Origin of the sequence: Sorangium sp. So ce145 (genome assembly GCF_051525985.1) — a bacterium.
Lineage (GTDB): Bacteria > Myxococcota_A > Polyangia > Polyangiales > Polyangiaceae > Sorangium > Sorangium cellulosum_B.
Window position 1 is genome coordinate 5,833,595 of sequence record NZ_CP150315.1, and the last position, 25,739, is coordinate 5,859,333.

The window sequence follows — 25,739 nt, forward strand, 5'->3', positions numbered from 1 at the left end:
ATGTGGATGCGCTCGCCGTAGTCGCCGACCCGCCCGCCCACGAACACCCCGATCGCACGTCCGCCGAGCTCGCGCCTCTCGTACCCGGCGTGGCGGAACGCCTGCGTCGCGACCTGGAGGGCCTGACGGATCAGCGGGTCGACCGACGGCGCGTCTTCCGGCTTGAAGCCGAAGTGCTCCGGGTCGAAGAGCTCGATCCCCTCGATGAAGCCACCCCACTTGCCGGTGCTCTTCCCCGGCTCGAGCGTGGCGCTGTAGAAGCGCTCGACCGGCCAGCGCGACGGCGGAACCTCCGCGATACCGCTCTTCCCGGCCGCGAGGTTGCGCCAGTAGGTGTCCAGATCGGCGGCTCCGGGGAAGTTGCAGGCCATCCCGATGACGGCGATCCGATCCGGCCGCGGCGCTGCGGCGGCGCCCGCTGCGCCGGGGGCAGCGCTCTCCAACCGCGCCTGAAGCACGGGCGCGCTGTCGTACGCGCCCCGGGGCGCCGCGCCTGCGTGGGCGCCGCCCGAGCTACCCGCGGAGATCGCGCGGGTGATGGCGGGGCAGGCCTCGTCCAGCCAGCCGCACAGCCGCTCCAGCGTCCGGTGCTCGAAGAGCTGCGCCGGATCGAGGGCGACCTCGAACGACGCCTCGATGTGGTGCCGCAGCGACGTCAGGACGGTGGGATCGATGCCGAGCTCCTCGATGGGCGTGCTGGCGTCGAGCTCTGCCTCGGGGACCTTGACGAGGCCGGCGAGCTGGCCGCGCACCCACTGCAGCGTGGCGGAGCCCTCGCGCGCTGGCGCCGCCGCGGCATGCCCCGCGGACGCGGCCGGCGGCCGGGCGGCGAGAGCGGCGGCCGAGGGCGCCGGGGCCGGCTCTTTCCAGGAGGATCCGAGCTGCGCGGCGAGGCGGGCGAGCGTGGGGTACTCGAAGAAGAGCGAGGGATCGATCTTGGAGCCCACCCGCTTCTCGACCTTGGCGATGAGCCCGATCAGCAGGACGGAGTCGACGCCGAGCTCTTCGAAGCGGGTGTTGTCGTGCAGCTCGTGCTCGGCCAGCTTGAGCTCGCGGGCGAAGAGCTCGCGGAGGCCGGCCAGCGCGCGCGACACGCCGTCCGTGGATGCGCCCTCGGACACCGGCGGGCTCGCCGGCCGCGCCGGATTGCCTTGCTGCGCGTGATTCCCTTGCTGCGCGTGATTCCCTTGCTGCGCGTGATTCCCTTGCTGCGCGTGACTCCCTTGCCTCGCGTGCAGCAGAACGGTCGTATCGAAGCGCTCGGGATCGACCAGGCACGGGACGAGATGGGCGCTCCCCTCGTGTGCCATGGCCTGCTCCAGGAGCTCGAGCCCCTGCGCCTCGGCGTGGGGCAGGAACCCGAGCTGCCGGTAGATGGGGCTCGTGTGCTCGCCCAGGCCCACGCCCTCCCAGACAGGCCAGCTCAGGGCCAGGTAGGGGGCGCCATGGAGCGCGGCGAAGTGGTCCATGAACGCGTTGGCGGTGGCGTAATCGCTCAGGCCGGCGCCCAGCGCGGGGAGCACCCCGGCGACCGAGGAGAACAGCACGAAGAAGTCGAGCGCGTCCCGGGAGAACAGGCGGTGAAGGACCTCGAGCCCCTGGACCTTGGGCTCGAGGATACGGAGGAAGTCCGGGAGCGGCTTCTGGATGAAGGCGACGTTGCTCGACGGCGCCAGTCCGGCCGCGTGGAGCACACCGCCGATGGGGCCGAGATCGCGCCGCACGCCCGCGAAGAGCTCCTCCAGGCGGCGCTCGTCGACGAGGGAGCCCGACCAGGAAATCACGCGGGCGCCCCGCGCCTCGAGATCGAGGACCTGCTGCAGGGCGCGGCGAACCCTCGGATCGGCGCCGGGATCGCCGGCCACGCGCTCCCACTGGTCGCGCGGCGGCAGCGGGCGATAGCCCATCAGCACGAGCCGCCGCGCCCCCCGGTCGACGAGGAAGCTGGCGAGGAGCTGGCCAATCCCTCCGGTGGCGCCGGTGATCACGTAGACCTTGCGAGGATCGCAGGCGAGCGGAGCGCGCGCGCGCCCGCCGCCGGCGATCGGCTCGAGCCGGGGCGCGAGGCGCTGGCCGTCCCGATAAGCGATCTCGACCTCCGGACCGGGCTCACCCGCTTCCCGGAGCGCGCGCTCCGCGATCACCTCGGGCGCCGCGTCCGGCTCCACGTCCACGGTCCGCGCCCGGAACCGGCGGTGCTCCGCCGCGAGGGCGCGGACCAGCCCGGAGAACAGCGCGCCCGCCTTGCGGCTGGGCCGCCCGGAGACGCCGGCGAGGCCCCGGGTCAGGTGCACGTAGAAGAGGTCGCGGTGAACGCGCTCGGCGAGGATCTCGCCGGCGAAGGCGAGCTTCGGCGCGACCTCCGCGACGTCGCCCACCTCCGCCGCGCCAGCGTCGGTGAGGTCCACGATCCCCTCGATTGAGGGGCTCTGCCGGAGCGCCTCTCGCGCCGCGGATACGGCGGAGTCCACGTCCCACACGTCCTGCCCCGGGCGGCCGAAGCGCACCGGAAGGAGGTCCGGGAAGCGCGCGCGGAGGGGCTCGACCAGGGACGCCGTCTCCGGCGTCGAGAGCACGATCACCCGCCCGCCGGCCGCGGGACCGGAAGCACGGGCGCCCGCGCCGGGCACCGCGCCGATCCCATGGACGCCGTTGATCACATTGACGGCATTGATCCAGTTGATCCCGTCGCTCGCAGGCATCGTGGATGGACTGGGGCGCCAGTTCTTCTCGAGGATCATGGCCCTGGACCCGGCGCGGGCTCCGCCCGCGGCGCCGGGGCTTGCCGGGACAGGAGGCCAGTAGTGTTTCTTCGCGAACGGCGTGAGCGGGAGCGGCACGACGCGGTGAGGCTCGCCGGCGTAGAGCTGCCCGAAGTCCAGCGGGAAGCCCTGGAGATAGAGCGCCGCCACCTCGGCCAGGGCCTCTGCGTAGCGTTCCGGGTCCATGGAGGTCAGCGACGCCAGCAGGACGCGGCCGCGCTGGAGCCGCTCCGGCTCCGGCTCGCACGGGTCTTCCTTCAGATCGCGGACCTCGTATCCGGGCCACGGCTCACCGGCTGCCACGGCTTGCAGGCCGCGGACCAGCTCGTCCCTGCCGGAGAACAGGAACGCGGCGCGGAGCGGGAAATGGGCGCGCCCGAGGAGCGCCGTCGCGCACAGGTCTCCGAGATCGACGCGCGACAGGCCCTCCCACCGGGCGAGATCGCGGATCTTCGCCGCCAGCGCGGCCTGGTTCTTGGCCGACACGGGGAGGAAATAGCGAGGGCGGCTCCGCGCCCTGCGCGGCGGCGCGCTCGGCCCTTCGGCGATGACGGCATGGACGTTGGTGCCGCTGAAGCCGAAGGACGACAGCGCCGCCATGCGGGGCCGGCCTGGAGGAGCGTCCCAGTCCCTGTGCTCCGTGCTGATGTAGAATGGACTCTCGTCGAGCGCGATATGCGGGTTGATCGCCTCGACGTGGAGAGAGGGCACGAGCTGCTTTCGATCGAGGCAGCGCAGGACCTTGATGAGCGAGGCGATCCCGGCCGCGGCCAGCGTGTGGCCGATGTTCGTCTTCACCGAGCCGAGCGCACAGTAGCTGCGCTTCGCGGTGAAGCTCCGGAACGCGTCGGTGAGCGCGTCGCACTCGATGGGATCGCCGAGCTTGGTCCCGGTGCCGTGGGCCTCCACGTAGCCTATCGCCTCGGGATCGATCCGGAACTCGGTGTAGACGCGGCGGATCAGCTCGGCCTGGGACGCTGCGCTGGGCGCGGTGATGCCGTTGGTCTTCCCGTCCTGATTGACGCCGATCCCCTTGATCACCCCGTAGACGGGGTTGCCGTCCGCGAGGGCGGCCTCGAGGGGCTTGAGCACGACGACGCCGACGCCCTCGCCGGGGACGAAGCCGTCGGCCCTCCTGTCGAAGGCCTTGCACTGCCGGTCGGGCGAGAGCATCCCCGCCTTGCCCAGGAGATCGTAAATGACCGCCGTCGAGAACGCGGCCACCCCGCCCACGACGGCGAGCTCGCTCTCCCCCTCGCGGATGCTGCGAAACGCCATGTGAAGGGCCGTCAGCGAGGACGAGCAGGCGGTGTCGACGGCCACGGCCGGCCCTTTCCAGTCGAGGAAGTAGGCCAGCCGCGAGGCCAGGATCGACGTCGCGATGCCCATGAGCTGGTAAGCGTTCGCGCTGCTCTGCTCGACGAGATGCAGATAGCCGCTGTCGGCGGAGCACCCCACGAAGACGCCGCAGCGCCGGCCCCGCAGCCGCTCCGAAGAGCAGCCCGCGTCCTCCAGCGCGTGCCACGCGGCCTGGAGGAAGAGGCGCTGCTGGGGCTCCATGAACTCGGCCTCCAGGGGCGAGATGTTGAAGAAGAGCGGGTCGAAGCCGCCGACGTCGTCGATGAACCCCGCACGCCGCCTCCGGCCCGAGGCGTCGAACGGGTCGGGATCCCGGAAGCCGGCGTGGCTCCGGCGCGGCTCGGGGATCTCGCGGATGGAGCTTCGCCCCTCGACGAGGTTGCGCCAGAAGGCGTCCACGTCCGCCGCCCCGGCAAACGTGGCGGCCATGCCCACCACGGCGACCTCGACGCCGACATCGGAATCGGAAGAAGCAGGCTGCGGAGGCGGCGCGGACGGGGCGCGCGCCTCGGCGGCCGCGCCCTCCTCGGCGCCGGGGCCCGTGGCCTCCTGCTCCCGGCCGTCGGAGCGCGCCTTGAGCAGGCGATGCGCCTCGGCCCTCGAGATCTGCCCGTTCTTCAGCTGCTCGAAGATCACCCTGGGGTCGCGTTTCATCACGGGAGCTCCAAGAGGCGGCAGGCCTCGTTCACATCGAGCGCGCCGCTCTCCACGCCGCGGAGCAGGCGCCACAGGGGCTCGTCCCCCTCCGGCTCGCCGCCTCGCGGCTCGTCGACCGGCGCCGGCGCCGGCGCCGCGCCGTCGCCGAAGAGCGCCGCCGTATCGATCTTCGCGGCTCCGGGCAGGCGGACGTCGGCGGCGAAGCTCGAGAGGACATGGCCGGCCAGCTCGCGAACCGACGGATAGCTGTACGCGTCCGTCGTGCGGAGCGTGATCCCGAGCTGCTTGTTGATGCGGTCCACGATGCGGATGGACAGCAGCGAGTCGACGCCGAGCTCCGTGAACGGAGCGTCGCGGTCGATGCGCTGCCTGTCGGTCTGCAGGACCTCCCCGAGGCAAGCGACGATGGCGCGCTCCACGTCCCGCCCGATCTGCGCGGCGCGCTCCTCGGGCTTGCCGGCCTCCGGCGGGCCCTGCCAGCGAGGCGGCGCGGCGCCGTTGCCGCTCGCGTGGCGAGGCGGCGCGGCCGGCTCGGCGCCGTGGCCGTTCGCGTGGCGAGGCGGCGCGGCCGGCCCGGCGCCGTTGCCGTTGCCGTTCGCGTGGCGGCCATGCGGCGCGGCCGGCTCGGCCCCTCCGGGGGCCTGCTCGACCCTTCCGGGGGCCCGGGCGTTCGCCGTCTGCTCCGCCTCCGCCCCCTCCGCTGCTTGGCGCGGCAGGCTCACCACGCCGTCGCTCTGCGCCACGATGACGTGCTGGGAGAAGCCGAGGACCATGCCGCCGGGCGGCCCGAGGCTCACGGGCGTCGTGAAGCCCTCCTCGCGCAGGAGCTGCTCCCACATCGGGGCGCTCAGCAGCGGAGACGCCGGCAGCCGCCGCGTGGCGTCGTCGAACAGCCACCAGCCCTTCAGCAGGCCGAAGGTGAGCATGTTGAACGGGTGGTTCTCGGTCACCTCGTTCAGCACCAGCCAGCCGCCGGCCTTGAGGAGCGCCTTGGCGTTCGCCAGCGCGACACGCAGCGCTGCTGTCGCGTGCAGCACGTTGCTGGCCAGCACCAGGTCGAAGCTCGCCGGCGAGAAGCCCTGCTGCTCGACGGGCCGCTCCACGTCGAGCAGCGCGAACGTCGCGAAGGGGTACGCGGGGCCGTAGGCGTCGGCGCCATGCCGCGTGAACGCCCGGGAGACGTCGGTGTAGACGTAGCGGACCTTGCTCGCGTACGGCGCGAGCGCCTCGAGGACAGGCTCGCTCGTGCCCCCGGTGCCGGCCCCGATCTCCAGTACCTGGATCCTCTCGTCCCCGCCGAGCAGCGGCGAGCGCTCGCGGACATAGGCGAGCACCACGTCGACGACGCGCCGGTTGACGTAGTCCGTCAGGACGTTTCCCTTGTGGACCCCCTCGACCTTCTCCATCGACGCGCCGGGGAACATCACGTCGGTCGCGGCGACGGCCCCTGTCAGCACGTCGGGATACCGCTCCAGGCATAACCACAAGAGCTCGGCGTGGTGCCGGATCTCCGGGCGTCTCGCGAGCAGGCGCTCCTTCTCGTGCTCCAGCGAGGCGCGCTCGACGCGGGGGGCGCTGCGGACCGTGATCCGGCTCCCGCCGCCGTCGAGCTCAAGCCAGCCCGCCTCGGCCAGGTGGGCGAGCAGGACCGGGAACAGCCGTTCGTGGGCCGGCGCGATGCGGAGCGCTGCCTTCAGCGCCGCGAGCTCGTACCGCTCGCCAGACGCGCGGAACACGCCGAGCCGCTGGAAGGCTGCGAGCAAGCATCGCTGCCCGAGGCGGACGAGCTCGCCGAAGCCGTCGTGGAACGCGAGCAGCACGCCCGCGGGAGCGGGGGGCGCTCCGATGCTGCTCCTGGCGTGCTGGAGCACGGGCAGCCCGCTCTCGGGGTAGTGCTGGCACTGCCGGCCCAGATCGCACCCGAGCTCCACCAACGCGTGCGGCTCTGCCTTGATGGGCATGACGCGCTCCACCCGGGCGGTCAGGGCCTGCTCGACCGCGGCCATACCCTCGTCGGGCTCGATGGATCCGATCCCCATCGCGGCGAATCGCTCGCGGTGGCGGTCGTCGGCGACCACGCCGACGCTGCCCCAGTAGCCCCAGTTGAGGACCTTGACCGCGGTGTCCAGCCGGCGCGCGAGGCCCAGGGCGAAGGCATCCTGGAACGTGCTGGCCGCAGCGTAGTTGCTCTGGCCCGGGCGGCTCGCCTGCGACTGGGCCGAGGAGAAGAAGAGGATGAAATCGAGCGGCTCTCCGCGCGTGACCGCGCAGAGGACCTGGCTGCCCTGCACCTTGGGCGCGAGGGCCGCCCGCAAGGTCGCCTCGTCCATGCGATCGATGGTCCTGTCCTCGAGCCGGAGGGCCGAGTGAACGACGCCATGGAGGGCTCCGAAGCGGGCCTTGCCCGCGTCGACGGCAGCGCGCAGGGCGACCGGATCGGCCACGTCGGCGCGGAGGTAGAGGGCCGCGCCGCCGAGGGCCTCGATCCGCCTCACCTTGCCGCGGATCTCCTCATCCTCCGGCCGGCGGCCGATCAGGATGAGCCTGGCCTTGTACCGCCGGGCCAGGTGCAACCCCAGGGTGTGGCCGATGCCGCCGGCCCCGCCCACGATCAGGTACACGCCGCCGGGCCTGAAGGCGGATCGCTCGTTCGCGGGCACGCTCAGCGGCTCGATGGTCGGCACGAACCGCTGCCCACCGCGCCAAGCGGCGACCTCCGCGCTCCCGTCCATCAGGGCGCCGAGGACGGCCTCGCGCGCCGCGCCCGTGAGCGGCTCGCCGGCCTCGCCGAGGTCGAGGTCGACGTACTCGACGCGGACCCCCGGGTACTCTCCGGCCAGCGACCGGCTCCATCCCAGCAAGGCCCCGCCGTAGAGCGCGTTGACCTCGCCCGGGAGCACGGGGAAGGCGCGGCTCGTGACCACCTGGAAGCGCAGCGGAGCGAGCATGAGCCCTGCCCGGCTCACCGCCTTGACGAGGCGGAACAGGGCGAAGAGCCCCTGGTTCAGGCAGCGATCCAGCGCTTCGCCGTCGTGGAGGCTCGCCTCATCCCGGGAGATCCCGCCCAGGAAATGAAGCGTGGAGACGAGCGAGGCGTCGCGCAGGGGTTGCTCCCAGGCGCCGGGGTCCGCCGTGTCGACCTCCCAGCTCCGCGCGTCGAGGCGGCGTGTCCGTGACCCGAGGCGCACGGCGAGCACGCGCTCCCCGCCGTAGACCTCGGTCAGCGCCGAGGCGAGGGCCTGCTCTGCCGGTGGGTAGACAACGACGACGGTCCTGCCCGCGTCACGGCCGCCGGCATCCGGCCGAGAGCCCTCGCCGGCGCGGCTCGGAGCAGCCACCCAGCGCGGCAGGAAGAGCGCGCAGCGCGCGCCTCGCCGGAGGGGCCGGGTGCGCAGCTCCTGCAGCTTCGCGCAGACCTGGCCCTCCTCGTCGAGGATCGCGAGGTGGTAGCGCCCCTCGGCGATCTTCCTCGCATAGAGGAAGCCGCTGCCCCGCGGCGCCCGGCTCACCTCCACACCGGCGAGCGACGCAGGCACGCTCGCCTCGATCCGGTCCTCTTCCAGAGAGGCGGCCACGTGAAGGGCGCCGGTCAGCAGGGCCGGATGCAGCCAGATCCTGGCCGGCTCCCGGGCGGCCGAGCGAGGCAGCTCGTAGCGGGCCAGCGCCTCGCCGTCGCCGACGTGCACGACCTGGATCACGCGCCGCTCGGCCTGCTCGTGCAGCCCGCGGGGCTCGAGCGACGCATGGAAGGCCTCTCCATCGAGGCGCCTCGGGCAGCGGGCGATGACCGACGCGATCGCGATCTCGCCGCCGGTGCCCTCGCCGGGGGCGTCCACGGCGCCCTGGCCGGAGAGCAGGTCGCCTTCCTTCCCGTCCGCCTGGATGCGGAACGCGAGGCCCCCGTCCTGGCGGTGCAGCGCCACGCGGAGCCGGTGCACGCCGCCGTGGAGCGGCCGCAGGTCCCCCCAGCTCACGGCGCGCAGGCCGCTGCCGCTGCCGGGGCGCGCGTGCTCCAGCGCCACCCGCGCCATCTCCAGGAGCGCGAAGGGGCAGAGGAGCGTCTGGCCGGCGAGGCGAAGGTCCACGCCGGCGGCGCCCGAGATGTCTTTGACATAGGAAAGCCCCTCGCCGAGGCTCTCGGACAGCTCGAGCGCGTCGAGGAGCGGGTGCAGCGGACCGGAGCGGGGGGACAGGCCGGCGCCTCTCGCCGTGAACCAGTGGCGTTCCTGGGCGAAGGGATAGGTCGGCAGCGAGAGCCGCTGGTAGCTCCCCTCGCCGAGGAGCGCCTTCCAGTCCACCGCGCCGCCGCCGACCCAGAGCTCGGCGAGGGCGAGGAGCTTCTCGCGGACGCTCTGCGGAGGCAGCGCCCGCGCCTCCCGCAGCTCGCCGACGAGCCGGCCGCCGCTCTCCTGCGGCGCAGCGGGCTGCGCCGTGCTCCGCGGGGACACGAAGCCTTCCGCGGCGCCCTCGCGCAGCGCGGCCCGGGTGGACTCGAGCAGGCCGCGGCCGTCGGAAGCGACGAAGGCCGCGCGGTGCTTGAACTGCGGCTTCCCCGCGGCCAGCGTGTACGCGACGTCTCCCAGATCGCTGTCCGCGCCGCCCTGCTCGAGCCAGCGGTCGAGATCGGCGATCTTGCGATGCAACGCGTCCTCGGTCCTCGCCGACAGGACGACGGGGTACCAGGGCCATGCCGCCCGGACCGGCGCTCGATCGCGCGCGGGCGGCTCTTCCAGGACCAGGTGGGCGTTGGTGCCGCCGATGCCGAAGGCGCTGATCGCCGCCCGGCGCGGGGCGCCGCCGATCGGCCGCCACGCTGTGCGCGCGGTGCTCACGAAGAACGGGCTGCTCGCGAAATCGATGTGCTCGTTCGCCTCGCGGAAGTGCAGCGACGGGGGGATCTCCCCGTGCTGCATCGCGAGCAGGATCTTGAGGAGCCCGGCCATGCCTGCGGCCGTGGCCGCGTGCCCGATGTTGGTCTTCACCGAGCCGATCGCGCAGTACTGCCGCTCGTCGGTGAACCGGCGGAACGCCCGGGTGAGCGCCTCCACCTCGATCGGGTCTCCCAGCTTCGTGCCGGTCCCGTGGGCCTCCACGTAGCCGACGGTCGCGGGGCTCACGCCGGAGCGCTCGTAGACAGAGACCTCGAGCTCGGTCTGGGACAGCGTGCTCGGCGCGCTGATGCCGTTGGTGCGGCCGTCCTGGTTGACGCCCGATCCCTTGATGATCCCCAGGATGCGATCGCCGTCGCGCAGCGCGGCGTGGAGCGGCTTCAGGACCACCACGCCGACCCCTTCCCCGGGCACGAAGCCGTCGGCGCGGTTGTCGAAGGCGCGGCACTCGCCCGCGGGCGACAGCATGCTGCCGCTGCTCCAGAGGATGAACCAGTCGGCCGTGAGGTTGACGAAGATCCCGCCGGCGAGGGCCATGTCGCAGTCGCCGTCCATCAGGGCGCGGCAGGCCAGATGCACGGCCACCAGGGAGGACGAGCACGCGGTGTGCACGGCCAGCGCTGGCCCCTTGAGATCGAGGAAGTACGAGATCCGCGAGGCCAGGACCGAGACGTCGTTGCCCCAGACGCACTGCCCCTCTCGCCGGGCCCCCTCGTCGCGCAGCAGGCTGAGGTACTCGCCGCGGTCCGCGCCCACGAAGACCCCGCAGCGGGTCTCGGACACCGAGGCGTCGGCATACCCCGCGTCCTCGAGGGCGTGAAACGCCTCCTGCAAGAACAGACGCTGCTGCGGATCGGAGAGATCGGCCTCCTTGCCGGAGATGTTGAAGAACGAGGCGTCGAAGCTGTCGATGTCCTCGAGGAAGCCTCCCCATTTCGAGTAGGTCTTGTCGACGTCGCGGGGATCGGGGTCGTAGAAGACGGCCGGATCCCAGCGGTCCCTGGGGACCTCGGTCACGGAGCAGACGCCGGCAGCGAGGTTCTGCCAGTAGGCATCCAGGCCGTTCGCGCCGGGGAACCGCCCCGACATGCCGATGATGGCGATGTCCGTGCTGACGACCCGGGGCGCGGGGCCGACCGCCGCGCCGTCATCGGCCTGCGTGAACATGGCCGGCGCAGCGAGGGAGCGCGCTGCGGACGCGGACGCGGGCGCCGGCACATCGCGCCGTGAGGGCCCGTGCCGGAACAGATCGTCCGCCGAGCGGTGTGGCGCCTGCTCCTCGGGGAGGCGCGTCGGCGGTTCGCCGTCGAGGCGAGCGACCTCGGTCCATCGCGTGGCGATCGCCTCTCCGTGCTCCTGCCACAGGAGCTCGGACAGGGCGTTCACGTCGGGGTAGTCGTAGAGCACCGTGGTCCGCAGCGCGGTCCCGAACGCCCCGTTGAGGCGGTTGACGAGATCCACGCCGATGATGGAGTCCACGCCGTACTCCACGAAGGGAGCGCTCGTGGGCACCTCGGCGACGGTGGATCCCAGGGCGAGCGCGACCTCGGCGGCGACGCGATGGGCGATGCGCTCCTTGACCGCCTCGCCGCTCCGCGCGCCCGCGGGGCGCCCCGTCGGCGCGGCGCTCGTGGTCTCGACGGGCCGAGTGCCTCGCTCGGAGGCGGCCGGCTCCGAGCGCTCGCGCGCGACGACGGCGCGCGCGCCGAGCTGCCCGCTCGCCGGGCGGCGCGCCTCGCCGAGCACCCAGCCGTCGCTCTCGGCGGTGATGACGTGCTGGGTGGGGCGCAGCCCCTCGATCGACGTCGACTCGAGCCCGATCCGCTCGAAGCCCAGGCCAGCGAGCAGCCCGCGCCACCCCTCGGCGTCCAGCAGCGGCGATCCGGGCACGCGCAGCTCGCTGTCCTCGGACAGCCACCAGCCGTCCAGCAGGCCGAAGGTGAGCGTGTTGTAGTCCTGGACTGCGGTCTGCTCGTTGACGATCAGCCAGCCGTGCGCGCGCAGGAGCCGCTTCACGCGGGTGATCGTCGCCCGCATGCTCCGCGTCGCGTGGAGCACGTTGGTCGCGAGGATCACGTCGAAGGAGCCGGGCGAGAACCCCTGCTCCCCGGGGTCTCGCTCGATGTCGAGGCGCTCGAACGCCACGAAGGGGTGCGCCTGCCCGAAGGTCTGCTCTCCATGGCGGAGGAAAGCGCGCGAGACGTCGGTGTACACGTAGCGGATCCTGCTCGCGAACGGCGCCAGCGCCTCCAGCACGACCGCGCTCGTGCCGCCGGTGCCCGCGCCGATCTCGAGCAGATCGAGGGTCTCGCCCTCGCCGAGGTGCGCGAGCCGAGCCCGGACGATCTCGACCACCCGGCGGGCGACGAGGCGGTTGAAGTGATCGGCGACCGGGTTGTTCCGGTAGATCCCCTCGACGCGCGCCATCGAGCCGCCGGAGAACAGGAGCTCGGTGGCGAGCGCCTCGCCGGCGAGGATCGCGGGCAGATGCTGGAGGCAGGTCGAGAGCAGCGCGACGTGCGCGCCGATCCCGGAGAAGGCCGGTCCGCTCGGCGCGCCCGGGGCCTCCACGGCGAAGGCAGGCGCGGCGCCGACCGTCACGCGATCGCCCTCGACCCGGACCACACCTTCGCACGCGAGCAGGCCGAGCGCGGCATCGAAGAAGCGGCCGTGCCTGGGCAGGATGCCGAGGTGCTCCCGCAGCGCCTCGCGGTCGATGGAGCGTCCCTTGGCGCGGAAGAGCCCCATGGCGCCGAGCTGCCGCGCCAGCGCGCGGCGCCCCCAGCGATCGAGCTCGTCGAGCGCGTTCAGGGCGCGGCCTACCTCCTCCGCCGCGGGCGCCGCGCCCATCGCGGGCGTGGTCGAGAGGAGCGCCGGGTAGCGGCGAGGCAGGAGGATCACCTCGTGCCCCAGATCGACGCCCATGGCGGCGAGCACGTCGTCGTCGGCCTTCACGGCGAGCGCCTGATGGACCGGGCTGGAGAGGACCCGCAGGAGGGCCTCCATCCCCGCCTCGGGCGGCATGGCCTGGTATCCCAGGGTCACGAGCCGCCTGTCGTACTCCTCGTCGCCGGACTGCCAGTATCCCCAGTTGATTGTCTTCACGGGGAAGGGCGCGCGCGCGCGGAGGTGATCGGCGAAGGCGTCCTTGAAGGCGCACCCGGCCGCGTAGTTGCTCTGCGATTTGTCGCCGGTGAACGACTGGATCGACGAGAAGAAGACAAGGAAGTCCAGCGGCTCGTCCGCGAGGGCCCGGTAGAGCGCGACGCTGCCCTGCACCTTGGGAGAGAGGACGCGGGCGAAGGTGTCCGTATCCATCGAGGCGAGCGGCGCGCCCTGGTACGAAAGGGCCGAATGGAAGGCCCCGTTCACGGCGCCGAAGCGGGCCCTGGCGTGGGCGACGGCGGCGCGCAGCGCGGCCGGATCGGCGGCGTCGGCCTGGGCGTACAGCACCTCGCCGCCCTCGGCTTCCACCGCGGCGATCTTCGCCTGGATGCCCGCGTCGAGCGGCGAGCGGCCCACCCACACAAGGCGGGCCTGGAGCTTCCTGGCCAGGAAGCGGCTGACATCGACCCCGAGGCGCCCTGCGCCGCCCAGGATCAGGTACGTCCCCCGGGGCCTCAGCGTCGGCGCGTCCGCGGCCGGCTCCGACAGCAGCGCCGGCGCGATGACGCGGCAGGTACGCTGCCCGCGGCGGATCGCCGTGACCGCCCCGTCCGGGTGCGGCGGCTCGTCGAGCACGGCGCGCGCGAGGCCGAGGAGCGCGCTGCTCTCCGCCGCGCCGCCCTGCTCGTCGAGACCGAGATCGAGGCAGCTCACCATGAGCTCCGGAAGCTCGTGCGCGAGCACCCGGCAGAGCCCGTAGAGCGTCGCCCCGGCCGGGTTGGTGTGAGCCCCGGGCAGCACCGGGTAAACGTCGCTGGCCACGACGCACAACCGGCGCGGCCGGTCGACTGCGCGCCGGGCCGCGAGCTCGCGGACCAGGTGCAGCAGGGCGAAGGCGCCGTGCTCGAGGCCCTCCTCGAGCGCCTGGGCGTCCTCGACATCCCACGGCCGAGCGCGAACGCCGCCCAGGAAGATCACCGCGCCGAACGCCTCGCCGGGCATCGCGAGCTCGAGAGGCCCCTCGCCCGTCCGGCCGCGGCCGCCCTCGATCCTCCGCGCCACCACCCGATCGCGCCCGAGCAGCTCGACGAGCGCCTCCTTCAGAGGCGCGCCGTCCTGCGTATAGAGCACCAGGGTCCGCTCTGCCCACGGCGCGGGTGAGCCGGCCGCCGGCGCCGGAAGGGCGCGGGGGACCCAGCGGGGGACGAAGAGCATGCTATCGCCCCGCGCCGTGCCCGCGGCGCGCTCGCTCTCCGTGACGGAGATGCCGTCGAGCCGGGCGTCCCCCCGGCTGCTGTCGTCGAGGATCGTGGCCCGGTCGTCGCGCGCCCGCGCGGCGGGCGCCTCGGGCGGCGAGAACCAGTGTCGGTCCCGCGCGAACGCGTAGCCAGGCAGGGAGATGCGCCGCGGCGCCTCGCCTGGCGAATACAGCATCTCCCAGTCCACCTCGGCGCCGAGGACCCAGAGCCGGGCGAGCTTGGCCAGGTTCTGGCTCGCGAGGATCGCGTCGAGGAAAGCGCGGCCCTCCGTGCCGGAGACGAGGTGCATCAGGTCGTCGTCTCTCCCCCGGACGCTCCCGTGGAAGAGCCCCTCGATGCGATCGCGGCCTGAGACGAACAGGCCCAGCTTGTCCGAGAGCTCCGCAATGTCCGAGGCGACCACCGCGAGGCGCGCGTTCATGGGCTCGCGGCCCACCTGGAGCGTGTAGGCCAGATCGGCGAGCGCGATCGGGCCCGCGGCGGGCGAAGGCTGCGAGGGCGCGCGCGCGGCCTGATAGCAGTCGCGCAGCGGCGCCTCGAAGCTGTGGCAGAGGTGCTGCGCCAGGGTGCGGAGCGAGTGGTGCGCGCCGAGCCCGTGGGGGGTGAGGTGCAGGTGGTATCGCTCGTTGATGCGGGAGGTGAAGACCGAGAGGCCCACCTGATCGAAGCCGATTTCCAGCAGGTCGCCCTCGGGCTCGATGTCGTCCGGCTCGTGGCGCAGGACCCCGGCGGCCATCAGCAGGAGATCCCGGCCCACGAGATCGGCCAGATCGGCCAGATCGGCGAGATCGCGGGACACCTCGGGCTCCGCGCCGAAGGGGACCCGGCGCAGGTGCTCGCAGAGCTGGGCGGCTTGCGCCCTGAGCCTCTCCTCGGATCTGGCGGAGAGCACCACGACGCGAGGAGCGCGCGCGTCCACCGCCGCGGCGCCGGGCCGCGCCTCGCTGGCCTCGAAGTCCTCGACCACGACGTGGGCGTTGACGCCGCCGAAGCCGAAGGAGCTGATGCCCGCGCGTCGCGGCGCGCCCTCGATCGGGTCCCACGGCACGGTCCGATCCAGGACGAAGAAGGGCGATCCTTCCAGGCGGATGTAGGGGTTCAGCTCCCGGAAATGCAGGTTTCCCGGGAGCTTTTTGTGCTTCATCGCCAGCAGGATCTTGATGAGCCCGGCGATGCCCGCCGCGGTCTCCAGGTGGCCGATGTTCGTCTTGATCGAGCCGAGCGCGCAGAACGGCGCGTCGGGCGCGGCGGCGCCCTGCTGGGCGAACAGCGCCTCGAACGCCTTCTTGAGCGCTTCGATCTCGATGGGATCGCCCAGCTTGGTCCCGGTGCCGTGTGTCTCGATGTAGCTCACGGTGGCGGGGTCCACGCCCGCTCGCCGCCAGGCCTCGGCCACAAGCGCCGCCTGCGCGCTCGGGTTCGGAGTCGTCAGGGTGTTGACCCTGCCCCCGTGGTTGACCGCATGCCCCCGGAGGATGCCGTGGATGGGATCGCCGTCCTCGAGGGCCCTGGACAGGCGCTTGAGCAGGAGCATCCCGGCGCCCTCGCTGCGGACGTAGCCGTCTGCGTCCTTGTCGAAGGTCTTGCAGCGCCCGTCCGGGGAGAGCATGCCGGCCTTGCTCAGCGAGATGTAGAGCGTGGGGCTGACGATGACGTTCACCCCGCCGGCCAGGGCGGTGTCGCACTCGCCGGCCAGGAGCGCATCGACGGCGCGGCAGACCGCCACGAGGGAGCTGGAGCACGCGCTGTCCACGACCTCGCTGGGCCCGTGGAGGTTCAGCAGGTACGAGATGCGGTTCGGCGCGATCGCGTGGCTGAGCGCCCCGGTAGCGAGGTGCGCCTCGGCCGGCACGAGGCGTCTCGCCATCACCTCGCGGTAATCGGCGTTCCCGATCCCCACGTAAACGCCCGTCCGGCTGCCGGACAGCGACGACGGCCGGTACCCGGCGTGCTCGATGGCCTTCCAGGTGATCTCCAGCAGGATGCGCTGCTGTGGATCCATGAGGGCGGCCTCCCGCGGGGAGATCCCGAAGAACGCGGCATCGAACCGATCCACGTGCTTCATAAAGCCGCCCCAGCGGACAGCGGTCTTGTCGAGCTCCTCGGAAGAGGCCCAGTGCTCCTCCCAGTTCCAGCGGTCCCTGGGGATGACCTCGATGACATCGCGCCCCGCTTCGAGGTGCGACCAGAGCTCGTCCACGCTGTCGGAGGCAGGGAACACCCCGCTCATCCCGATGACGGCGATGGGCTCACGCTCCAGGGGGCCGGCGGCCATAGCCGGCTGGAAACGCCGTGGCGCGGCCTTGGCCGGCGGTGCGCCGCCGGCGACCCGGGGGCCCCCCTGGGCCGTCCCTTCGTTGCGCGGCTCGCCGCTGGCGCCGTCTCCGGCGCGCGCTGCCGGACCCGACCAGCGGGCCCGGATCGCGTCACCGTGGCTTCCGCACAACGTGCGGACGACGGAGCCGATGGTCCGGTGCTCGAAGAAGACAGACGGAGTGAGGTCCACCCCGTACGACGTGTTGAGCTGATTCGTCAGCTCCACGAACGTCGTCGAGTCGAATCCATAAGCGCTCATCTCCTCCTGCGGATCGATGTCTCTCGGCGCGATGCTCAGGATCGCGCCGATGATCTCCAGCAGCTCCGCCTGGAACCGCGCGTTCAGCGCGGCGTCCTCCGCCGCGGTCGCGCTCCGCCGCGGCGCCGATCGCGGCCTCGCGGCCGGGACGGTGGTGCCGACGCCGAGCGCCCTGTCGAGCCGCTCGGGCACGCCCTCCAGGACCAGGAAGGTCTCGTGGGGCAGGCGCAGGCCGCGGTCGAACGCGTCGAGGCCCGTCGCCGTCGTCAGCGGGCTCATCCCCAGCGTAAGCTCGAGCCGCTGTGCGGTCGACCGGTCCATCTGCATGCCGCCCTCCCGCCAGAGGGGCCAACCGATGGAGAGCGTCTTTCCGGTGCGCGCTCCCCGCGCCCGCTGCGCCTCCCGCCACACGGCGAACTCATCCATGAAGCGATTGGCGTACGCGTAATCGCTCTGCCCCACGTTCCCGAGCGCCCCCACGAACGACGAGAACATCACGAAGAAATCGAGCGGCTCGTCCCGGGTCGCCTCGTCGAGCGCCAGCGTCCCGAGGACCTTCGGCGCCAGCACCTCGGCCATGTCCTTGCGGGTCTTGGAGAGGCAGAGGCCGTCGCGGAGGACGCCGGCGGCGTGGATCACGCCGTCGATGCGAGAGAACCGGCGCTTGACCGCCTGGATCAGAGCCGCAGCCTGCCCGCTGTCGCCGATGTCCGCCTGGAAGTACGCGGCCTGTCCGCCGAGGGCATCGATCTCCTGCAGCACGGCCTGCGTGCGCGGGTCCGGCGCCGAGCGCCCGCAGAGCGCGATGCGCGCGCGCGAGGTGCGCGCGAGGTGCCGAGCAAACAGCGCGCCCAGCCCACCTGCTCCGCCCGTGATCACGTGGACTCCCTCGTCCTTGAATGCACGCAGGGCGCCGGATCCTTCAGAGCTCAGGGCGGGATCGAGCGCGGCGAACCTCCGGACGAGGCGCCTGCTGCCCTCGAAGCGCACCTCGACCTCGTCTCCTCCATCCCACGCGCCGACGATCCGCCCGAGCCAGGCGTCCAGGTGGAAGGCCTCATGCGCCGCGACCGACAGGCCGACGACCTCGAGGCGGAGCCTGTCGCTCTCCTGGCGAACGGACCGCGCGAAGCCGGCGACGGCAGCGTGCACGTGGCCGGGATCGCGATCGCTCGAGGGGTAGACATAGCGGACGCTCAGGGGCGCTCCGCCCTCGCGCGGGCGCATCTCCTGGAGGAGGGGCAAGAGCGAGTGGATGCCGCGGTCGAGCTTGTCGGCCAGGCTCTCCCGGGCGGCCTCCGCGCCCAGGGACCAAAGGTGGAGCACGTGGCGCGGCGCTGCCCCTCGCTCCCGGAGCTTCTCCGCGAGGAGACGGTAATGGTCTGCGCGCCGGGGCTCGATCGCGAAGGTGGTGTCATCCTCCTGGAGGAACGCTTCCCCCGGCTTCACCACCACGACGGGTTGTCCCCGCAGGTGCCGGGCGAGCGCGCGTCCCGCGCTCGGATCGCGGGCCAGAACGAGCACAGGCCCTTCGGGCGGCGCCCCTGCCGCGCTGCCGGCCTCCCGCCATGCCGCGTGATAGAAGCGGACGGCGTGGCTCGCTTCGGCGGCCGGCGGCGCGGCTGCGGCCGGCGGCGCTGCGGCCGGCGGCGCGGCTGCGGCCGGCGGCGCTGTGGTCGTGGCGCTCGCTCCGGACGCGGTCGCGGTGCTCGCTCCGGGCGCGCTCCGAGGCGCGGGCGCGTCGGGCAGCCAGTAGCGCTGCCGCTGCCACGCATAACGCGGCAGCGGGACGCGATGGTCACCCCCTGGGGAAAGGCCCGACCAGTCCAGATCGAGCCCGCGGCAGTAGAGCTCGCCCGCAGCGCGCAGCATCATCTCCCGTTCGTCTCTCCCCGCCTGCAGGAGCGGCAGCGCGACGCCCTGCGCCTCGACGCGCTGGAGGCTCCGCTGGATCACCTCCGCTAGCGCCGGTTCCGGGCCGATCTCGAGGAACAGCGCGTCCCGGCCGAGGGCGATGCCCTGGATCGCCTCGTCGAGGCGGCTCGGCTCGCGGAGGTTGCGCGTCGACGAGTGCGAGGCGTCGAGCGCCGCGCCTCCCACGACGCGAGCGGCCTCGTCGAGGCTCAGGGCACCCGAAAGATGCGCGGCGGCGATCTCCCCGAGCCCCTCGCCCACGACCGCCTCGGGCACGACGCCCCAGGAGCGCAGCAGCGCGACGAGGGCGATCTGCACGGCGAAGACGGCGGGGTGCGCGACCTCGGGGCGAGCGAGCCGCGACGCGCCCCCCTCGGCGAGGAGCTCCGCCACCACGCCGCAGCCATGGGCGGCGAGCGCCCGGTCGCAGGCCAGGAGCGCCTCGCGGAACACCGGGCTCCACCTGGAGAGGACACGCGCCGCGCTGGACGCGCCGGCCCCCGCGGCCTCGTACGACGGGAGCACGAAGACCACGCGCGGCGGCCCTTCCGCTGAGCTCCGACCCCGCGCGACCCCCTCGATCGCGCGGCTGCCGTCGCGCAGGACCTCACCGAGCTTGCGGTCCGCCTCCGCCCCGCTCGCGGCCACCACGGCCAGGCGGCGGCGGTGATGGGCGCGCCGCCGCGCCGCCGAGGCGCACAGCGCGGGCCACGCGGCCCTCGCGAGGTGATCCCGGTAGCGCCCGACCAGGTCCGCAAGCGCCTCCTCGGTGTGCGCCGAGATCGGCAGCAGCCGCGGCTCCTGCGGCTGCGGCTCCTGCCGACGCTCGCCCCCATCATCCAGGAGCTCTCGCTCCAGGACGCGACGATCGCCCGCGGACTCGAGCCCCTCCCAGCGCAGCGCCGCACCCTGCTCGAAGAGCCGGGCGGCCGCGCTCCGGATCGTCCGGTGCTCGTCCTCGTCGCGGCGCATCGATTCGAGGACCAGCGGGGGTTCCCCTGCGCCGTCGAAATGAGGCGGGATGTACCGGAGCAGCGCCGGATGGGGGCTCAGCTCCAGGTAGATCCGGTGATGGAGCGCGAGCGCGCGCATCGCCTCGTCGAAGCGCACCGGCGAGCAGATGTTGTCGCGCCAGTAGTGCCAGCCGAGCTCGCCCCCCTCGACCGGACCGGCGCGCACCGTGGAGATCATCGGCACCACGGCCCGCCCCGGCGACAGCCGCGCCGACAGCCTGTCCACCGCCTCGGCGAACGGCTCCACCAGCGGGCAGTGGGAGCTCATCGCGTTGAGCCCGTGGCAGTAGACGCCCCGGCTCTCCAGCGTGCCGAGGAGCTGCTGCAGCGCCGCGCGCCCCCCGCAGATCAGGCAGGAGCCCGGCGCGTTGCGCGCCGCCAGGTGGAGGGCGCCGCCGATCCCCTGCTCCGCGGCGATGCGCTCGACCTCCTCGAAGTTCGCCCCCACCACCGCGAGCGCGCCGTCCCCCGAGGCGACGGTGCGCTGGTAGATCGCGCCGAGCTCACGGGCGACCCGCATCGCGTCGTCCAGGCTCAGGATCCCCGCGGCGTAGGCCGCCGCCACCTCACCCGAGCTGTGCCCCACCACCGCCGCGGGCTCGACGCCGAAGGAGCGCCACAGGTCGACGAGCGCGATCTGCACCGCGGTCAGCGCGGGAAAGGCGGCCTCGAGCGCGTCCGGGTCGGCCAGCGGGGACCGGGCGGCGTCCGCCCAGAGGACCTCGGTCAGCGACCAGCCCGCGGCCTCGCGCAGCGCGGCGTCGCAGCGCGCCAGCGCCTGCTGGAACACGGGTTCTGCCATCCACAGCCGCTGCGCCATGCCCGCCCACTGCGGCCCGATCCCGGGAAAGACGAAGACCGGCCGGGCAGCGCCCTCCGGCGCGGCCCCCGGCGGTGCCTTCAGGGACGCGACGGACGCGAGGCGGGCGCTCAGGTCGGCGCGCAGCGCGTCGCGCGAGGCGCCTTCGGCCACGAGCCGGCACGGGGCGGCCCGCACGCGCGAGGCCGCGGCCCCGCAGAGCTCGCCGAGGGGGACATCGCGCGCGCCGCCGTCGAGCACGCGCAGCCACGCCCGGGCCTCCTCGGCCAGCTCGTCGGGCCTCGCCGCGGCGAGGGGCAGCAGGTGGGTTGGCCGCTCAGGCAGGCCTTCCAGGACCATGTGCGCGTTGGTGCCGCCGTAGCCGAAGGAGCTGACGCCGGCGCGCGGCGGTCCCTCCCCGCTCTCCGGCCACGGCGCGAGCCCGGTCACCACGCCCAGGCGGAGCGCGCCGAAGTCGATGTGCGGGTTCGGCGTCTCGTAGTTGCAGCTCGGCACGAGCGTGCGGTGGTGGAGGCACAGCACGGTCTTGATGAGCCCGGCCACCCCGGCCGCCGCTTCCAGGTGGCCGATGTTCGTCTTCACGGAGCCGATCCGGAGGCCGTCCTCCGCCGGGCGCCCGGCGCCGTAGACGGCGCCCAGCGCCGCCGCCTCCACGGGATCGCCCAGCTCGGTCCCGGTCCCGTGGGCCTCCACGTACTGGACCGAGCGCGGCGCCACGCCCGCCCGCGCGCAGGCCTCGCGCAGGACCGCCTCCTGCGCGCGCGGGTTCGGCGCCGTGAGCCCGTTGCTCGGACCGTCGTTGTTCACCGCGCTGCCCCGGATGACGCCGTAGATCCGATCCCCGTCGCGCTGCGCCCGCGACAGCGGCTTGAGCAGGAGGACGCCCCCGCCCTCGCCCCGCACGTACCCGTCCGCCCTCGCGTCGAAGGTCCAGCACCGGCCGGTGGGCGACATGACGCCGAGCTTGTGCATGCCGATCGCGGCGTCGGGCGCCAGCATCAGATTCACGCCGCCGATCAGGGCGAGATCGCACTCCCCGGCGCGGATGGCCTGGCACGCCAGGTGTGCGGCCACCAGGCTCGACGAGCACGCCGTCTCCACGGTCATGCTCGGGCCGTTCAGCTCGAGGAAGTACGAGACGCGGTTCGCCACGATGCAGTGGGAGGTCCCTGTGCTCGAGTAGGCCGTCACGGCCTCGATCCCGCGCCGGCTCTGGAGCGCGGCGTAATCGCCGAACAGGACCCCGAAATAGACCCCTGTGCGGCTCTCCTTGAGTGTCGCCGGGACGACCCCCGCGTCCTCGATGGCCTCCCAGCACAGCTCCAGGGTGAGGCGCTGCTGCGGGTCCATGTCCGCCGCCTCTCGCGGAGAAATCCCGAAGAACAGGGGATCGAAGCCGTCCACCCGATCCAGGAACCCGCCCCACCGCGAGGCGCTCGTCCGGTCAGGGGCGGCGCCCTCCTCGCCGCCTCCCGGCGCGGTCTCCCAGCGGTCGGGAGGCACGCTCCGGATCGCGCTCTCGCCGCGGCAGAGCGCGCTCCAGAAGGCGTCGATATCGTCCGCGCCGGGGAAACGGCAGCTCATGCCGATGATGGCAATGGGCTCGTCCTGCCGCTCTGGCGTCCCCTCGGCCGCGGCGCGCTCCTTCGCCGGCCCTCGGGCCAGGTGCGTGGCCAGGCTCTCGAGCGTGGGATACGACCACAGCAGCGTGAGCGGCAGAGCGCGATCGATCTCGGCGGACAGCCGTCTCAGGAGCGCGATAGCGCCGACCGAGTCGAGCCCCAGGGTGCGAAACGGCACGCCGGGGTCGATATCCTCTTTCGCCCGCCCGAGCAGCTCGGCGGCAGCTCGGCGGAGCGCGCCGACGAGCGCTGCTTTCTTGTCACTGGAGCGATCTTCTCTGTCACTTTCACGATCAAAGGATCCGCCGTCCATCACGACCTTTCCCGCGTCGGCGCCCGGGCGCGCGCCACCGCGCCCGCGGCGCCGCTAGCATCCCTGGCAATGGCCCCGCTCACGCAGCGTTCATGGCTGCGTACGGGTGCGCGGGCGCATAGCGCTGGGCCACGTGAGCGAGCAGCGCGGCCGTGGATTCCATCAGCCGGAGGGCGATGACGTCGGCGTGCCGGTTCCGCCAACTCTCGAGCTCCGTCCCTGTGACCCACTGGTTGAACGCGCCCAGCGCCGGGCTGCAATAGACCTGGAAGTCGACCTTGTTGCCCTCGTCGCCGCGCAGCGCGAGCTTGAAGGCGTGGTCGAGGTACCATTTGAAGACGAGGGCCATCCTGTGCTTGGGGTCGCGCTCGGCCCGCTCGATCTCTCTCGGGCTCTTCTCCCGCAGGAGCGCCCTCGTCTCTTCCCATACCTGCTGGAAGGAGCGCTTGAAGTACTTCTGCTGGACGTGGGTGCTCGTCTTCTCGTCGATCTCTTCGAGCGCGCCGTGGTGGCGATAGAGCTCGTACAGCTTGTTCGCCCTCGCCGCGAAGAACACGCCCTTCTTGAGGACCTGGACCTTCGCGCCGAGCTCGAACATGTCGCTGGCCGGCGCGTAATCCGTATCCTGGACGTGGACGCCCTGGAGCATGTCCTTGACGGCATCGCTCGTGCCGGCCTCCACCGTGCATTGATTGATCGAGCCCGTGACGATGTAATCGGCGCCGAGCACGAACGCCGCGAGCGCGGCCTCGGGCGTGCCGATCCCCCCGGCGGCGCCGATCCGGATCGTCTGCGCATAGCCATGCTGCTTCACGGCCTCGTCCCGCAGCCGGATCATCGTGGGGAGCAGGACGGCGGCGGCGCCGTGGTCCGAGCTCCCGGCGCAGTCCGCGGTCACGGTCAGGTCGTCCGCCATCGGCAAGCGCCTGGCCATCTCGGCCTGAGCGGCGCTGATCTTGCCGGCGGCGAGCAACCTCTCCACGATGCGCGCGGGGGCCGGGCTGCAGAACGCCTGGGCGATCTCGGGGCGCGACACCTTCGCGAGGACGCGGTTCTTGCGGAGGATCGCGCCGTTCGCGCCGCACTCGAGCCCCTTGAGCCGGAAGCGCACCAGCGCCGGCGTGAGCTGGATGTACCCCGACGCCTCCACGTTCCTGATGCCGAGTCGGAGGTACAGGTCGACCATCTCCTCCTCGACCTCGGGGAGGGCGGGGTTCGACGGGAGGTCCACGCCGTAGCTCGCCCCTGCGCCGAGCTCACGCTCGATAAAGGAGACGGCGCTCTCGATCGCGGGCAGCGTCATCCCGGCGGTGCCGAGGAAGCCCATGAAGCCGGCCTTGCCCATGCGGACGCAGAGCTCCTTCGAGGAGATGCCGTCGCGCATGGAGCCCGCGATGCAGGCATAGCGGAGGCGGTAATCCGATCGGAACGACGCCGCGCCCAGGGACCCGGCCGTGACGCCCGAGCCCTCAGCGACGTCCGCCGCCGGCGCGATCGCGCGCGGCGCCGCGTGCGACGGGCGCTCGGCCGCCGGCGACGGGCGCTCGGCCGCCGGCGACGGGCGCTCGGCCACCGGCGATGGGCGCTCGGCCTCCGGCCCCGCCCCTGCGGGCCGCGGTGCCGAGAGCGGCGTGGCCTCCTGCTTGATCTGCTGGACGAGCTTCGTCAGGACGTTACCGGGCCCGATCTCCTTGAAGTCGGTCTCGCCGAGCCCCATGAGGTACCTGATGCTGTCGGTCCACTGAACAGAGCTCGTGATCTGCTCGGTGAGGAGCTGGGACGCTCGCCCGTCGACGTAGGGGCGCGCGGTGACGTTCGAGACGACCGGGATGCCCGGGTTCCGCAGATCAAAGCGCGCGATGTAGGCGGCGAACTCTTCCCTCGCCTCCGCCATCAGCGGGGAGTGGAACGCGCCGCTCACGTTGAGCGTCACATACCGCGCCCCCGCAATGCCGTCGAACACGGGCTTGGCCCGCTGGATCTCCTCTGCCGCGCCGGAGATGACGATCTGCGAGGGGGTGTTGTGGTTCGCGATGTGGAGCCGGCGGAGCCCGTGCCTCTGCAGCGCTTCGAGGATGTCGTCCTCGCGCAGGCCGAACACCGCGGCCATGCCGCCCTTGTCGGCCTTGCTCATCAGCTCTCCCCTCTTCTTGACGAGGAGGAGGCCGGTCTCGAAGTCGAACGCGCCCGCGGCGAGCAGGGCGCTGTACTCTCCCAGGCTATGGCCCGCCAGGTACGCTGGCCGCACCCCCTGGTCCTCGAGCCGCTGGTAGTACGAGAGGGCGTTGATCGTGAACAACGCGGGCTGTGTGTACTGCGTCTGATTCAGCCGCTGATCGGGGTTTTCGAGGCACAGCTCCTTGATCGAGTAGCCCAGGATCTCGTCGGCGGCGCCGATGACGCGGCGGAACCGATCGAAGAGATCCGCTCCCATTCCCTTGCGTTGCGCTCCCTGTCCGGGAAAAACGAATACCGCCATCACCGCCTCACAGTTGTGCAAAGCACTGGATGCATCATGACTGGCGCCTCGCACCAACGAGATCAGGCCTCGTGGCGCACCACCGCATAGTCTCCGGCGGCACCTCGCGGGCGCAACCGGGCGCGACCGGGCGCGCGGCACCATTGACGCTGGACAGCGCCATGGGCCACAGCAATGTCTACTCTTTGGTCTGCAGACAAACCATCAAGCGAGCGTCGGAGCAGACACGCGCTGCCCACAGACGCTGCACGTCATGGTCGAGCCCTCAGGGCCGTTTCTCAGCTTACAACCACCTGGCGCCTAGCCTACAGCGGAAATCTTGCTATGCAAGGCACATATTTGCCAAACAATTCGTCCCACAATGTGGGACACGCCGCGACACTCAACTCGATCAGGTCTCGCGCATCTGTCGAGCGGCTGAGCTGCGTGGTGCGCAGTTTGCATCGATCCTGCGCCGCCATATGTCGCATCTTGGTTGCAAGATGCAATACAATTAACATAGTAGCGCAACCATATTTCGGCGCGATTTCCTCTCCTGATTTCGTATGTATCCACGCGCGCCGAGGCCGTCGTCCGCGTCGGGACCGTCGATAGGCAGAGGCGGCGCCGAGCGCCGCGTCCGCGCCCTGCAGCGCACGACAGGCCGACAGCGCTCCTCGGCCGCAGCACCAGGTTCGCGGGCGCATCACCTCGCGGTCGTGCCGCTTCGCCGCCTGGCCGCTGGCGCAGATCGCCACTCCGCACAACGCCAGCTTTATTCGACGGGGGCAATGACAGTCCCGTTGCATCATGAAGGAGATTCAATGACTGAATGGCCGTGGTCAGCTGCTCGCTGGGAAGACCGGGGTCCACGCACAGCGAGTCAGCGCGGCGGCCGGCTACCCGGACGAAGGGGCATGATTCGAAAGCTCGTGAGGTGTCCAGTAGGGCCCGTACGTTACGTGAGCCTGGGCAGCCTTGAGGAGCCATGCC

Annotated in this window: 3 protein-coding genes (1 of these 3 cut by a window edge); all 3 read right to left on the minus strand. The window is 72.4% G+C overall.

From position 1 onward, the window contains the following. Positions 1-4,775, minus strand: partial view of an SDR family NAD(P)-dependent oxidoreductase gene (locus tag WMF34_RS21380; RefSeq protein ID WP_437994382.1) — the 5' end (the start) only. 20,479 nt of this gene lie to the left of the window's left edge; the window shows 4,775 of its 25,254 coding nt (coding positions 1-4,775); it begins with the start codon at positions 4,773-4,775; its stop codon lies off the left edge, out of view. Further along, positions 4,775-22,288: an SDR family NAD(P)-dependent oxidoreductase gene (locus WMF34_RS21385; RefSeq protein WP_437994383.1), complete on the minus strand. Its 17,514-nt coding sequence runs from the start codon at positions 22,286-22,288 to the stop codon at positions 4,775-4,777. The genes WMF34_RS21380 and WMF34_RS21385 overlap by 1 nt, the downstream gene beginning before the upstream one ends. A 79-nt stretch (positions 22,289-22,367) precedes the next feature. Then, positions 22,368-24,767, minus strand: coding sequence for an ACP S-malonyltransferase (fabD, locus tag WMF34_RS21390; protein ID WP_437994384.1), 2,400 nt, complete (start codon positions 24,765-24,767; stop codon positions 22,368-22,370). Positions 24,768-25,739: the final 972 nt, after the last annotated feature.